Below are 13,264 nucleotides of genomic sequence, written 5' to 3'. Positions count from 1 at the left end.
GATCAAAATCAGTTCTGGTAAGCGCTGGGGGCAGCGGTGTTCTGAAAGGGAACCCAGCCTCCGGACTGCCGACGCAACGGCACGACATTCCCCTGAGAGGCTGCTGCGGGGGGAGCGTGCGAGGGCAGATCCGCCCAGATGCGCAGCAGATAGCGGGCGGACTGTGGCGGGCGGTCGGCGTTCCATCGCCGCGCCACCATCTCGACCAGCCGTTCATTTCCCCAAAGTGCTGCGAGAGCTGTTACCCGATCCCATTCCGATTCGGTCAGTCGCCAACCAACGAGCATTCCGGCGCCTGTTATGGCTGTTACCAGGTCTTTGGCACCGTCAGGAACCGTCACCGAGCCTTGCTCGCCAGCGTTGTTCTCTCGGCGCGACCTCGGCAGGCTAGCTTGCTCTTTGGTGGTGGTAATACTCCCGTAGGGAGTATTACCACCACGTACGCGCGAGGAAGAAACTTCCGAATCTGCGTGCCGAAACTTCCCACTTCCGACTTCGCCAGCGAGGTTCTGGGAAGGAACTTCCTGGTCCTTCTCTCCCACTTCTGGCCCGCCAGGGCGGGGAGTAGGAAGATCCTTCACCGTGCTGGCGGCTTCCTCGGCGGTCCCGCTACACAGCAATATGGAGTAGGAATTCGGGTTGGAGGCGCCCCCTCCGCGTTCGCGGCTCAGTTCTCCGAGCTTTGCCAGCTCTCCGAGACATTTCGTTATCGAACGAGGCGTAAGGCGGGTAACAGCGGATATCTCATCAAGGGTTAGCGTCGCCTTGCCGTCGTCGTCCGCCTCGCGGGCCAGCGCCAGCATGACGAGGCGCGAGCCCCTGCACGACTTCGAGTGTGACCAGACCAGTTCGGTCGCTATGGCGCTCATCAGTGGTCACCGTCGCCTATGGCTATGCGACGGCTGAGGGAAAGACCGAAAGACTGGTCGTCCTCCGGGACGTAGCCGTTCTGATATGGCTCCGGGGTGAGATAGAGCGTTTCGGTGGGGAGATAGAAATCGTGGGCGCGACGCCAGTCGGCAGCCTTTCCGAAACCGCGCCTGACCATGCGCGCAACTTCCTCTTCGGTCCTGCGGTCGATAAGTATGCGGTAAAAGTCCGATTCGAAGAGGTGGGTAACAGGCCGGCGCACGGGGTAGACCCGCACGAGCACTGCCGTAGGTGCAATTTCTCGAATCTCGGCACCGATAGTCCTGCGCCGAAATCCGGAAAGGTTGTTCTGAAGCATGGGGGAAACTCCCGTAAACGCAGGGTCCGCCGTGCGGAAGAATCGTTTCCTCGGGGGCGGCGTCAGGCGGCGACGACGTGGAGCGGGGGCGTACCCCGCCCGGCCTGCGACTTTCGATAGCGACGGGCGAGTTTCAGCAGATACTCGTGCGTCACGCCAAGCCCGCGGGCGACGGCAGCAGCGTCCAGTGCTGGATCAGTGGCGAAGCGCGCAATCACGGCGTCCCGGGCGGGCTTGGTCAAGGCTGCGGTGCAACCTCGAAGCGCGCCTTCTACTGCTTTCTCGATGTCCCGGTCTTGCCATGCACGCCGCAGCTCTGCACGCTCGGAAGCCAGAAGACCGCCCCGGATTCCGTATTCGTCGTCATCCTTCAGGGACTCCACCAGGCAACGGGCAGCGACGGCCACCGGGCATGACGCGCACAGATTGCGAGGACGGTTGAGGGAGATTCCCAGCTTGGCTTTCACGGTGTCGGGTTCTTCCCTGGGGCCGTCTGCGAGAGGGACGAAGATATTGATGTCCTGGTTAGCGCATCGGGCGTATTCAGCCCAGTGCTTACCAGGAGCCCTCTTCGACTCTTCTATGAGGGGCAGCCAATTTCCCCGGTGCGCAGCCTCGATGAGGCCGGATATGTCAGTGCTCATTTGTTTCTCGCGATGTTCGCAGCGCCGCGAAGTATTGAAATCGGGCGCGAGGGGAGATCAGGAACGCTTACGAGAGCGCTTGGAAGGCTGAAGTGCCATCAGTACCGACTCGTCATCCCTCTGGGTCTTTTCGCCAGGGCCGACGAAATGCATATCGGAAATCGCGTGGAGGTCATCCTCCGTGAACTGCACGAACTTGCCGAACTTCCGGTGAGGGAGCGTGGATATACGCTCGCGGAGCCACTTTTCCGGAATGTTCAGCCGTTCGGCGGCTTCGCTGTACCCGATGTGCAGACGCTTATCGCGGGAGTCAGTAGCTTGGCTGCCCAACAAGGCGTCCAGGCCGCCGGCCTGAGCCAGGAGGCCGACCACGGTCGCGAGTCCCTGCAAGTCCACGGCCGGACCCGCGTTCGCCGGTGCCACGGCCGCCATCACGCTTCCAGCCCGCGCAGTTCCGCGGTCCGCAGGTCGAAGGCGTGCCCGCCGGAGGCCGCCCATCCGGCTTGGGGGAATGAGCGGATGATCCACCGGGCGATGGTGACCGCCTTCGCCCGAGGGACACGAAGGGTCCGTCCACTGGCGTTCACGGCGGTCAGCCCGAGGTGGGGCCACAGGGTCCGAGGCCCCTGAAGGCGCACCTGTACGACGGCGACTTCCGGCAGCATGGACGACAGTTGCGCCGCCAGACGTTCGGTCGGGCCCGAAGGGATCTCCACCTTCGGGTTGCAGTCCGTAGTGGGGGACATGCGACACTCCTTTATGTGGTACGCCGCTCCGTCGTGCCGTGCGAAAGGACACGGAGTGGCCGTGCGAGTGATCAGCGCCCCTGTTGAGGGCCACGGATCACGAGCTGTCTGGCGTCCGAGAGGTGCGAACTCTCGGGCGCCGATGGCGTTTTGAGGGGAGGGGCCGCGCCCGAGTGCTGCGCGGAATCCCCTCTTCACTGAGTCGGTCCACGATGGGAACCGCAGGTGGGCGAAGGCCGAGAGGGGTGCGAACCCCCTCGTTTTTCGCTAAGATGAAGCTATCTTGGTTCGCATCAAAAGTCAACAGTCCGAGGTTTCCTCGGTTCACCCAAAAGACGAGGTCCGATGCCAGCTCGCCGTTTCGACAGAGAACGTGTGCGCGCGGTACGTCGAGCCGCCGATGTCTCGCAGGCCGACGTCGCGTCCGCCCTCGGTGCTGCGGACTCGACCGTGGCGGGATGGGAGTCGGGAGCGACGACGCCCGATCAAGAGAAGCTGCCTGCTCTGGCCAGGGTGCTGAACCGGGATCTGGACGACCTGTTCCCGCGCGACGGCTTGCCCGACCTGATTGACCTGCGATGCGACGCCGGCCTGTACCGATACGAGACACGGACGGTCATCGGTACCAAGAGCGACGGGCCGGTGGCTGGAGCCGAAGGGGGTGTCCGCCGCCTCAAGGACCGGTACGTACCTCTCCTGGCGGCTGCATACGGGGTGACCGAGGACGAGCTGAAGCGCGCCCAGGACCGGTCTTTCGGAGAGGCTGACGAGGAGACCGCCGAGGCCGAGAAGGTGCCGGAGACGCTGGCTGAGAAGATCGCTCTCTTGCTGGAACGCTCCTACCCGGGCCGAACCGCTCCGGGTGATCAGGAGATCGCGGACTCGGTGAACGCCTACGCGGGCTCCCAGGTCACCTCAGCCGAGGACATCGAGGCCCTGCGGACGGGCGGAGATGACGCACCGGTGCCCGTGGTCCTCGAAGGTCTGGCCAAGTTCTTCGACGTCTCGAAGCTGTACTTCGAGCCGAACGAGTCCGTCGCCCGGCAGGTCTACGAAGGACTCCGCATCATGTCTGCTGCCAAGCAGGGCAAGGTGGGCCGTGTCCGGGCCCGCGGGATGGGCGACGAGGGCCTGCCGGCCGATGTCCTCTCGATCCTGAACGACCTCGCCAGCGAGCTGGACAAGAAGGCCGGTCCCAGCACCAACAACTAGGCCGTGTATCGAAAGTGCTGACTGCGAGTACAAGAGCGGCTGCTAGCGTTCGGGCACGTGAATGACAGCGTGTATGTGGGCAATGCGGGCAAGGATGCGGCACTGGACCGAGGATGGCTTCTGGGGCATTTCAAGGACGTTGGCGACCCGCGCCACAGCGAGGCCCTGGAGATCAAATGGGGCGTGCACCCCCGCGCCGATGAGCGGTCGCAGTGGGTGAGGGGCGAGAAACGCACGGCTCTCCTGGTTCTCATCAGCGGCCGGTTCCGCGTCGAACTGCCCGGCCGCAGCGTTCTACTGGAGGAGCAGGGTGATTACGTCGTGTGGGGGTGCGGAGTCGATCACTCATGGTTCGCGGAGGAAGAGTCGGTGGTACTGACTGTTCGATGGCCGTCCGTGCCCGGCTATGCAGCGCCGGAGAAGGACCAGGCGTAACTGCGGACCTGACACGAACGGGCGATGTTCACAGCCACTCGTTGATGGCCGCGACGAGGACGGTCGCCTCATAGCGGACCGCGAGTTTGTCGTATCGCGTGGCGACAGCGCGGTGCCTCTTGAGGCGGTTAATTCCGCACTCGACCGCGTGGCGCTCGCGGTAGTCGACCGGGTCGAAATGTGGCGGCCGGCCACCGCGGGAGCCGAGCTTCTGGCGGTTGCGCGCCTGGTCCGCCTTGTCCGGGATGGTGCAGCGGATCCCCCGGCGACGCAGGTATGCGCGGTTCTTGCGGGAGGCGTACGCCTTGTCAGCCCGCACGCGATCGGGACGGACGCGCGGCCGGCCCGGCCCGAGGCGGGGCACGCGGACTTTCTCCAGCACGGGTTCGAACTGTGGCGAGTCCCCGCGCTGACCTGCCGTTACCACGATCGACATGGGCTTCTGGCCCTGCTCGACGGCCAGGTGCAGCTTGGTGGTGAACCCACCGCGCGAGCGCCCCAGTCCATGATCAAGGGGTTCGGTGAAGACACCGCCCGGCGGTTCCTTTTGCAGGTCACCCTGCCTCCGGGCCCCGGCGGCATGCTGATGGGCACGGCACACCGTGGAATCGACGCTCAGGTCCCACACGATCGCACCCTTTTCATCGGCCAGGGACTGGAGTCGGCTGAAGACCCTGTGCCAGGTGCCGTTCCGCTGCCATCGGCGGAACAGGTCATAGATCCGGCCCCACGGCCCGTACTCGGCGGGCACGTCTCGCCACGGAACGCCCGTTCGGACCCGGAACCGTATGCCGTCGATCAGCTGCCGCCGGGACCAGATGACAGGTCGCCCCGCCTTCGCACCCTTGGGCAGCAACGGCTCCAACACCACCCACTGTTCGTCCGTGAGATCTCCCCGCCCCATGAACCGCGATCATTCATCGCCCAAGATCGACTTTCGATACACGGCCTAGTGCCGCATCAGGCGGCGTTCGCCCTGGACTCTGGTGATCGTCAGGGCGTATGGATGAGCGGGATCAACTGCACGCCGAGCTGATGTTCTGGCTCACCGTGCGGGACACCGTCCGGGCCGAGGAACAGGTAGAAGTACTGCGTCGTCAGCGGCCTCGACGTCGAGGTCCCGCCCGCAGTGGAGCCGCTCAGGGCCCCAGCAGAGTAAAAGTGCGGCAGCCACTTGGGGCCCACGATCGCTTCCACCCAGGCCCGCGCCTCCCCCGGGTCAACTGCCTGGCGAGTGCCGAGCTGCTTGTGCCGTGCGGTGACCGACAGTGTCAGCACAGCCCCTTCCCGGCCAGGACGGTCCAGGAGTACGGCCTGGTCGATGATGTCCCCGACGATGGTGAGGACAGCATGCCGGTCGGTCACCGAGCGCACCGGTCCGAAGCGGTGCGGCACCGTCTTTCCCTCCGCCCGCAACTGCTCCAGCACGTCTTTGGGCAGTACAGAGGCCAGGCCGCTATCAGCCGGCTCCGTAGAGAACAGGTTCCGGCGAAAGCGCCGCAGCTCTTCCTCCTGCTTACGCAATACAGTACGAATATCCACAGACATGCCGCCTACGGTACAAGCCGCCCTAATACACATCGAATCACCGGTTGTGTCTGAAGCGGTACTGGTGCCCTGTTCCCCGGACCCGCGGGGGTCAGGAAACAGGGCACCAGGGTGAGGTTCTTACTGTCCCGTGCTGTTCGGTTCGTGGCGCAGACCGGAGGCGAACACGGTTTGGACTCCGCTCAGTGCGGAGAGATCCGCGAGCGGGTCACCGTCCACCAGGAGGAGATCCGCTCGGTAGCCGGGAGCGACCTTCCCTGTGATCTCGCCCAGGCCCAGGGCAGCAGCCGCTTGCGACGTCGCCATGTCGATGATCGAGGCGTTCGACAGCCCCAGGTGCGAGTAGAACGACAGGGCCTGAGCAAGCCCGTCGAAGCCGGCACGCTGCACGCCTGCATCTGTCCCCGCGATCAGGCGGACTCCGGCGTCGGCCATCTGCCGCACCAGGTCGAACATCGCGTTGGCGCGCTCCTCGCCGAAGAAGCGCGGGAGCATCTGCCAGTGCGGGCTTACAGCCGGGCAGACGGTGATGTCCTTCGCGATGATCTGCTGAACCACGTCGGGCCGGAAGTCCAGGCCATCGCTCGACATCCACGTGCAGTGCTCGATGGTGTCGACGCCGGCCTCTACGGCTGAGGCGATGCCGTCGGCACCGTGCGCGTGGGCCGCGACAGGAACGCCCGCTTTGTGGGCTTCCTCCACCAGGGCGGCCAGTTCCTCCGCCGTGAACTGCGACTGGTGGCTCCTGGGGCCGTCCTTCGTGAGACCGCCGCCGGTGACCATCGCCTTGATGACGCCTGCCCCGGCCGCGAGGTTGCGCCGTACGAGCTCGCGGATCTCGGTCTCGCCGGAGACTTCGCCGCCGAGGAAGTGGCAGTGCCCGCCCACGGTGGTGGCCGGGGTGCCTGCGGAGACGATCCTCGGTCCTGGTGTACGCCGATTGCTGATTTCCACAGCCAGACGAAGCGCCAGTCCGCCGCGGTCGCCGAGGTCGCGGACGGTGGTAACGCCACTGCGCAGGAGCTGTTCGCTGCGCCGCCGCATGTCCTCGAACAGGGCTTCATCCGTCGAGCCCTGGAGGGTGGACACCGGGTCAGGCCCGCCATCGAAGGCCAGGTGAACGTGAGCGTCGATGAGCCCCGGCAGCACGGTTCCGCCGAACTCGAATCGAGGCACGTCGGCCCCGGCCCGCTCTTCGATTTCCTTGCGCGGCCCGACGGCAGAGATCGAGTCGCCCTCGATGAGAACGGCACCGTCTTCCAGGTAGGTCCCCGAGTCGACGAGCACTCGTCCACCGGTAATCAGCATCGTGACTCCTTGATCTTGCGAGGTCATGCGGCTGCGCGCAGTTCGTCGGATACCGCAATCAGTTGTTTCACATCCGACTCGCGGTCGCTCCCCAGCGCCATTGCGAGCGGGACCGCGCGGCGGGGCGCGGGGACCCCCTTCTCGATCCGAGCGGAGGCCCGGCGGAGCCGGGCGGCGAGCTCGGCGGAGTCGATGTTGAGGACTGTGCTGTCGTCACCCTCGTCCAGCAGGTACGGGCTGATGTCCACCAGGCCGTCGCGGCACTCCACGATGCGGCGGTGGTAGCGCCGGTGCACGCCACGGGCCCGCCATCGGTCCAGTGCAGCAGAGGATGCCGGTCTCAGCACGTTGTCCGGATACGCCTCCGCCAACAACTCCCACAGAGGCGAGAGGCGACGGTGATCACGCCGGTGTTGCAGCCAGAGTCGTAGGGAGGAGATTCGCGCTCGGGCTCCGGAGTAGGTGACACCCGCGGCGAACAGCAGGATTGATGCGACCAAGAGGAAGGCCACGGCCGCCATAAGGAGATGTGGCACGTCCACGTCTGCTGAGCGAACCGCGACGATGACGGCTCGAATCGCGCACGCTACGGCCATCGCTCCCAGACCGATGGCGGTCATCCAGAGCCCGGTGGAGTGCGGGCGTCGGGACATGCGGGCGTATCGGCGAGTCCACCGAAACGCCATGCCGAGGGCATACATGAGGTAGAGGCCAGCGCCGCCGTAGAAGAAGGCGATCTGGGGAATCGTCATGTCGGCTGTGCTGAAGCTGCCGGCAAAGACCTCGTGCGGCACCGACAGCGCAGCCACGGTGATCGCGACTGCGACGACCCCGATGAGCACGGCTTCCCTGCGTGCCCGCCGACGCCCCGCTTCTTCGTCAGCGGCGGAGTAGAGGTAGAAGCACATGAGGAAGTAGACCGTCAGGAGCAACAGGACGTTCTGGATCAGCTTCGCCGTCCCGTGGCCGGCGACGGTGTCGACTCCGGACGCGCCGCCCGGCATCGCTACGGGGTACGAGAGCGCAGCGCAGAACAGGCAGAGGGTGACCGAGCGAAGAGGTGCGTCATGCGGGCTTCGCTTCCACTGGTAGAGCTTCCAGACCAGTGCGGCCAGGAGCCCCAAGAGCAGGAGTTCCACGAGTTACAGCCATCCTCGCCGGTCGCCGAGAGCCGCCTCGACCCGGCGCAGGGCGGGATCATCAGCCGGAGGAGTGGAGTTTGCGAGCAGGGCCGACCACTCCAGGATGATCGTGGCCACGAGTTCGACGGAGCACTCCTCGCCGTCGTCATACGAGCAACGCTGGGCAACGCGCTTGACCGCCTCGGTCCCGAAGACCGGCAGCAGGGTGGCCCACCCCTCCACATCGACGGCCGCCGCGTCCTCATCAGGGGCTGCATCGGGCGTGTCTGTCTCCACCCCGCAGGCGGAGTCCTCGGCTGCCTTCTCGTTCTCCGCGACGAGGATGTGTCCGACCTCGTGCAGGATGATCCCGTCCTGGTGCAGGTCGGTCGTCTCCTGCTGGTACAGGATCACGTCGTAGGTGTCGTACTCCGCCCACATGCCCGAGGGGCCGGGCTTGGGCAGCGGAGCTGCACGCAGAAACAGAGGGCGTCTGCGCCGTCGGCTCAGCTTCTCGCAGAGGTCGTGAACGTCGAGCGGGGGAGTGACCCCGAGATCTTGCAGCTCACGCCGAATCAGCCGCTGCAGATCCTTCTCCACCGTTCGGGCCGTGGCTGTACGCCAGCGTCCAAGGCGTCGACGGTTGGCTCGGTCTTGAGCGGGAACCTTGGGCTCCGCCGCGTCTCGGCCACTCTTATCCGACCACACTGAGTAATCCCTCCAACCGGCTGTGATGGCTCCCCGAGCCGGGCGACACCGCGCCCATGTCGATGACGTCCGGTTCCCGGCGCCGGAAACGACCGCAGTCGGCTGCACCTGCGCCCCGACTGACCCCCCTCGCAGAGGGAGGGATGCTAGAAATCCAGGGCTCGCCGTCTGCTCGGATGTCACGTACGCGAACGCGCCCTGACGCCCCGGGCGGGGCTGCCCCGCGGAGCTCTCGGGAACCTCGTTGGACAGTACGTGAAGCATCCGACAAGACATGGCCTAAAAGTCATGATCGATTCGTGTAGGTGGCAGGTAATTTCAACCAGTCAAAGCGACCTAAAACAACCTTGTTGAATCTCGTACGGAGCTTTGAGCTGCTGTTTTAAGGTCTGGCGTGAACGGATCAACTTTCGCGAGTTGATAGATGACTCCGTTATTAACCTGAGACTTTCGATGAGTCTGACGCTCTCGTAAACGCCCGCGAAGTGGACAAAATGGCAGATCGGAAGGGGTGTGGTGACGGTCACGCTGGGGCAGTTCGGGCAACTGTGGCGTTTACGCTTTCAGTCATGTCGAACGCGATATCCGCCCAGTCGGACAGCTACCTGGAGTTCTGGAGCGAGTACCACCTGTGCACGCTGACCACGCTGCGGCCCAACGGGCGACCGCATGTTGTGCCAGTCGGTGTGACGGTGGAAGCCGCCGCTGGCGTGGCCCGAATTATCACCCGCAAATCGAGTCGTAAAGTGGTCAACATTCTCGCGAGTGGAGGCGAAGCCCGCGTAGCCGTGTGCCAGGTCGACGGCGGCCGGTGGGCCACGCTCGAAGGGGTCGCGGAGGTGTGCACCGACGAGGCTGTGGTCGAAGACGCGGTGGCCCGTTACGGAAAGCGATACGGTCGCACGCCGGCCCCGGACCCCGAGCGGGTGGTCATCCTGATTTCGGTCGAACGGGCACTGGGTCAGACCTTGGGCGTCCGACCCCAGGCAGCCCAGACCGCTGCGTAGCGTCAAGCGCCCCGCGGGATCGCTGTGGGCGTAGGCACCGAAGATGCGATGTCACTTGTCCGCTCGCGCTACCCGCTGGGCGTCTCACGAGGCGTTGGGGTTCGCTTGGTGCGCAGCCCCCACACCATCGAGGCCGCCCGGGCTTGGAGCTTGGGAGCTGGTGCGCCTGCTCAATCAGCGGGTCGATGCAGTCGACGAGTCCGCCCAGACCACGCCAGGCGGGCTCGACCGGTTGCTGCTCAGTCCGCTGGGCTTATGGGTCGATCGCGACCTTCGGCCGCATGTATGAACCCATGCCTGGGAACGGCTTAGCCTCAATACCGGTAACTTAGTGCTTTGGTGTGCGTTTGACTCGTTTTGGTTTGGTGGCGCCAACGAGTTTGATGGTCGCGGTGGTTGGGCGGTCTGCAGTTCGGTGGGCGGCGCGTTTGAGGGGCCAGCCGGCGACTTTGCGTTTGATGACGCGAGGATTGGTCCGGCGGCGTCGTGGTGGCAGGAGACGTTCGAGGAGTTCAGTGTGGGTGGCTTTGACCGCGCGAGCGAGTCTGCCGGGGGGAAAATGCCGCCTGGTTGGTGACCTGGCGGCGCACGACGCGCAGTGAGCGGGTGAAGGAGATCCTGTCGGGGTCCTGGTTGGCTTGTTGTGCGGCTTGGTGCATCAGATGTCGGATGGCGTGGTGGACGAGCAAGAAGCCGTAGAGTTCCTGCTCGGCTCCGTCAGGGTGTTGCGAACGCAGTACCAGGTGCGGCCCGCCGAGATGGGTCTTGATTTCGTCGAGGGTGGACTCGAACTCCCATCGCTGGGCGTAGAGGGCGGCCAGTTCCGCGGCTGGGGCCTTGTCCGGGTCGAGGATTGTGGTGATGAGCCGGTAGACGCCCTCGTGCCCGGCGATGGAGTACTCCACCGCGCGGACCGGCACCCCGCGGCGGGTGTGGTGGATGTCGCTGCGGTCGAAGATCTCGGTGAGGTAGGAGCCGTCTGACAACTGCTCGACCACCGGCAGCACGAGGTCCTTGCGGACTCGCCACAGCAGGTCCGCCCCAGTGGCCGCGGCGTTGAGCCACAGGTCCACGCCGTAGAAACCGCGGTCGGCCAGCAGTAGCATCCCCGGCCGCAGGGACACCAGTACCGCCCGGGCCAGAGTCTGCTCTCCAGCGCGCAGAGCTCCGACCGCAGCCTCGAAGATGGCGTGGGTGCCACATTCGACCAGGCCGACCATGCGCAACTGCGGGTAGCCGAGGTTCTGTTCACCCCGACCGGAACGCGGCGGGCGGCCGAACGCCTCCACGTTCGCCTTCGTGTCGGGCAGGTCGAACGTGGTGCCGTCGATCGCGGTCAGCCGCCAGCCGCGGTAGAAGGCGCCCTGAGTGCCCGCCGTGGCAACCGGACGGCACACCCGCACAATCAGCTGCCGCAGCGGTGCCACCCCCAACCGGGACCTGGCCTTCCAGATCGCCGCCGTACTCGGCACCACCCACGACGCACGCCAACACCGCGCACCCTGCAAACCCGCGGTCAGCAGCCGGGCGACCTCCGCAGAGGACGTTCGTGTCATTTATGTGATGGTTTGCGCCGGTTCTGTCGCGCCAGGATTAGCCGCATACTGGCAGAACGGGCGATTTGCGGCAGCAGCTTCGGTAGGCATGACCTTACGTTTCGCCCCGGTTCCAGCCAGTAGCTCCTGTCCGGTTCGAAGAACCTACTGAGAGCGGCTTTTGCCTCGCTCGATCGAGCGATATGCCCGGGTAGAGACCTTGTGCATGAGTATCCCCATGACTTCTTCGCAGCCGCGCCTGCCATACCTGAGTGACCTCTCCGATGCCCGCTGGGCGTTGATGGAACCGACCTTGACAGCCTGGCGGGCCGAGCGCCAGAAGACCTCGCTCAACCTCGGCGGCAAGGTCACTGACCTGCGGGAAGTCATGAACGCGATCCTCTTCCTCAATCGGACCGGCGTCCCGTGGCGCTACCTTCCGCACGACTTCCCGCCTCACACCACCGTGTTCGGCTACTTCAGCGCCTGGAGTGCCGACGGCACCATCGAGAATCTCGGCGTCCACCTGCACAGGATGGTCCGTGAACAGGCAGGACGCACCGCCGAACCCACCGCCTGCGTGATCGACGCCCAGAGCGTCAAGACCGCCTCCAGCGTCCCTATCGACACCCAGGGAACCGATGCCGGCAAGAAGATCGTGGGCCGCAAACGCAGCATCGTTGTCGACACTCTCGGCCTGTTACTGCTGGTCATCGTGACCGCCGCCAGCGTCTCGGACAACGAGGCCGGCAAACAGCTCCTCACCCAGCTCGCCGCGGACTACCCCACGATCACCAAGGCGTGGGTCGACACCGGCTACAAGACCAAGGCCATCGAGCATGGTGCCGCCCTCGGCATCGACGTCGACGTGGTCCCACGAAACGAGCAGGTCAAAGGCTTCTCCGTGGTACCGAGGCGCTGGGTTGTCGAGCGAAGTTTCGGGTGGATCATGATGCACCGCCGCCTCGCCCGCGACTACGAGACCAAACCAGCACACTCCGAAAGCATGATCCGCATCGCGATGATCTCGAACCTTGCGAAGCGAGTAACCGGCGAAACGCCCATAACCTGGCACAACCCATGAACTATCCGGTTTTCAACCGGAACGTCCTCTCAGTGACGTAAGGGATCCGGACGATGATGTGACCGGCCTGGACGACGACGTGGTAGCCGTCGTCGAGGAGGCGCGAGAGGTCGGGGTCACGAGCGAGAAGTGCGGTAGACATCGAAGACCATCTCCTTCTTCACTCGGACGTCGTGGCCAGCGGGGCACGAGAACCAGCCCAAGGTCGAGGCCGCGTTCGCTCGTGGACATTAAACGACGAGCGAAGAGTCGGCTGTTTGAGGAGGAGTGGCCTTTGTTTGGGCCGATGACAACCAATCTTGTCATCCTGTCTGACGGTGGTTGCCGTGGTTCGGTCTGCACCCCTGAGGCTTGTTGCGCAGGAACTGACACCTCGTCCGGCTCGCCCGCGAACCTCGACGCGGGAGTGCCCCTGACCAGGTATCGAGCGGTCGACATTGGGTCGCTGCCAGCCACCGCCGGGCCGCGCCTGACGCCACACACGGCCCGCAGGACGACGGCCATGCGAGATCGAAGGCAGCGTGGTGCCACAAGGCCCCCGTGCGGCGCTTCTGTTGCAGAGTGACTCTCAGGGGGCCCCGCAATTCCCTCAAGTCCCTCTCAGTCCGCCACAAGTAGAGATAAGATCGTTCATCTTCTGATCAACTCGCCTCATGTCGCATTTGTGATCATGAAAATCGTTGACCGC

General features: G+C 64.9%; 16 protein-coding genes. 4 read left to right on the top strand and 12 right to left on the bottom strand.

Going from position 1 to position 13,264, the window contains the following annotated elements:
• Positions 1-8: 8 nt before the first annotated feature.
• The 5 genes from ACIQM0_RS01550 to ACIQM0_RS01530 all read right to left on the bottom strand — a co-directional run bounded on the left by ACIQM0_RS01550 (position 9) and on the right by ACIQM0_RS01530 (position 2,618).
• Positions 9-869 carry a hypothetical protein gene (locus ACIQM0_RS01550; RefSeq protein ID WP_401282310.1) on the bottom strand — a complete coding sequence of 287 codons (861 nt, stop codon included), beginning with the start codon at positions 867-869 and terminating at the stop codon, positions 9-11.
• Positions 869-1,228, bottom strand: a complete 360-nt coding sequence (locus ACIQM0_RS01545; RefSeq protein ID WP_401282307.1) for a hypothetical protein — start codon at positions 1,226-1,228, stop codon at positions 869-871. The genes ACIQM0_RS01550 and ACIQM0_RS01545 overlap by 1 nt, the downstream gene beginning before the upstream one ends.
• Before the next feature lie 62 nt (positions 1,229-1,290).
• Positions 1,291-1,872, bottom strand: coding sequence for a WhiB family transcriptional regulator (locus ACIQM0_RS01540; RefSeq protein WP_401282305.1), 582 nt, complete (start codon positions 1,870-1,872; stop codon positions 1,291-1,293).
• Positions 1,873-1,929: 57 nt separating this feature from the next.
• Positions 1,930-2,304, bottom strand: a complete 375-nt coding sequence (locus ACIQM0_RS01535; protein WP_401282302.1) for a hypothetical protein — start codon at positions 2,302-2,304, stop codon at positions 1,930-1,932.
• Positions 2,304-2,618: a transcriptional regulator gene (locus ACIQM0_RS01530; protein ID WP_401282299.1), complete on the bottom strand. Its 315-nt coding sequence runs from the start codon at positions 2,616-2,618 to the stop codon at positions 2,304-2,306. The genes ACIQM0_RS01535 and ACIQM0_RS01530 overlap by 1 nt, the downstream gene beginning before the upstream one ends.
• Positions 2,619-2,993: 375 nt before the next feature.
• Between ACIQM0_RS01530 and ACIQM0_RS01525 the strand changes: the two genes are divergently transcribed.
• Both ACIQM0_RS01525 and ACIQM0_RS01520 read left to right on the top strand, forming a co-directional pair.
• Positions 2,994-3,830: a helix-turn-helix transcriptional regulator gene (locus ACIQM0_RS01525; RefSeq protein ID WP_248585368.1), complete on the top strand. Its 837-nt coding sequence runs from the start codon at positions 2,994-2,996 to the stop codon at positions 3,828-3,830.
• A gap of 57 nt (positions 3,831-3,887) precedes the next feature.
• The gene (locus ACIQM0_RS01520) at positions 3,888-4,265 is read left to right on the top strand and encodes a signal peptidase I (protein WP_401282296.1); all 378 of its coding nucleotides are present in this window, start codon (positions 3,888-3,890) and stop codon (positions 4,263-4,265) included.
• Between the two features lie 28 nt (positions 4,266-4,293).
• Here ACIQM0_RS01520 and ACIQM0_RS01515 read toward each other — a convergent pair whose 3' ends face one another.
• From ACIQM0_RS01515 to ACIQM0_RS01495, 5 genes are all read right to left on the bottom strand, one after another.
• The gene (locus tag ACIQM0_RS01515; protein ID WP_401282293.1) at positions 4,294-5,169 is read right to left on the bottom strand and encodes an IS5 family transposase; all 876 of its coding nucleotides are present in this window, start codon (positions 5,167-5,169) and stop codon (positions 4,294-4,296) included.
• An 89-nt stretch (positions 5,170-5,258) separates the two neighbouring features.
• Positions 5,259-5,813: a hypothetical protein gene (locus ACIQM0_RS01510; RefSeq protein WP_401282290.1), complete on the bottom strand. Its 555-nt coding sequence runs from the start codon at positions 5,811-5,813 to the stop codon at positions 5,259-5,261.
• 120 nt (positions 5,814-5,933) lie between these two features.
• Positions 5,934-7,121, bottom strand: a complete 1,188-nt coding sequence (locus ACIQM0_RS01505; protein WP_401283360.1) for an amidohydrolase family protein — start codon at positions 7,119-7,121, stop codon at positions 5,934-5,936.
• A gap of 23 nt (positions 7,122-7,144) precedes the next feature.
• Entirely contained in the window at positions 7,145-8,260 is a 1,116-nt protein-coding gene (locus ACIQM0_RS01500; RefSeq protein WP_401282287.1) for an MAB_1171c family putative transporter, read from the bottom strand.
• 3 nt (positions 8,261-8,263) lie between these two features.
• Positions 8,264-8,842 carry a hypothetical protein gene (locus tag ACIQM0_RS01495; protein ID WP_401282285.1) on the bottom strand — a complete coding sequence of 193 codons (579 nt, stop codon included), beginning with the start codon at positions 8,840-8,842 and terminating at the stop codon, positions 8,264-8,266.
• Positions 8,843-9,519: 677 nt separating this feature from the next.
• Here ACIQM0_RS01495 and ACIQM0_RS01490 point away from each other — a divergent pair.
• Entirely contained in the window at positions 9,520-9,957 is a 438-nt protein-coding gene (locus ACIQM0_RS01490) for a pyridoxamine 5'-phosphate oxidase family protein (RefSeq protein WP_401282282.1), read from the top strand.
• A gap of 512 nt (positions 9,958-10,469) precedes the next feature.
• On the opposite strand, the gene ACIQM0_RS01485 is transcribed toward ACIQM0_RS01490, so the two are convergent.
• Complete coding sequence (locus tag ACIQM0_RS01485; protein ID WP_401282279.1) at positions 10,470-11,513, bottom strand: IS4 family transposase; 1,044 nt, start codon at positions 11,511-11,513, stop codon at positions 10,470-10,472.
• Between the two features lie 217 nt (positions 11,514-11,730).
• On the opposite strand from ACIQM0_RS01485, the gene ACIQM0_RS01480 reads away from it, so the two are divergent.
• On the top strand, positions 11,731-12,576 hold the full coding sequence (locus ACIQM0_RS01480; RefSeq protein ID WP_401282277.1) for an IS5 family transposase: 846 nt from the start codon (positions 11,731-11,733) through the stop codon (positions 12,574-12,576).
• 1 nt (position 12,577) lies between these two features.
• Here the strand turns inward: ACIQM0_RS01480 and ACIQM0_RS01475 are convergent, their stop codons facing one another.
• Positions 12,578-12,718, bottom strand: a complete 141-nt coding sequence (locus ACIQM0_RS01475; RefSeq protein WP_401282275.1) for a DUF6791 domain-containing protein — start codon at positions 12,716-12,718, stop codon at positions 12,578-12,580.
• Between the last annotated feature and the right edge of the window lie 546 nt (positions 12,719-13,264).

The sequence above is a fragment of the Streptomyces sp. NPDC091387 genome, from assembly GCF_044756945.1.
GTDB lineage: Bacteria > Actinomycetota > Actinomycetes > Streptomycetales > Streptomycetaceae > Streptomyces.
This window is presented reverse-complemented; position numbering and strand designations above follow the sequence as displayed.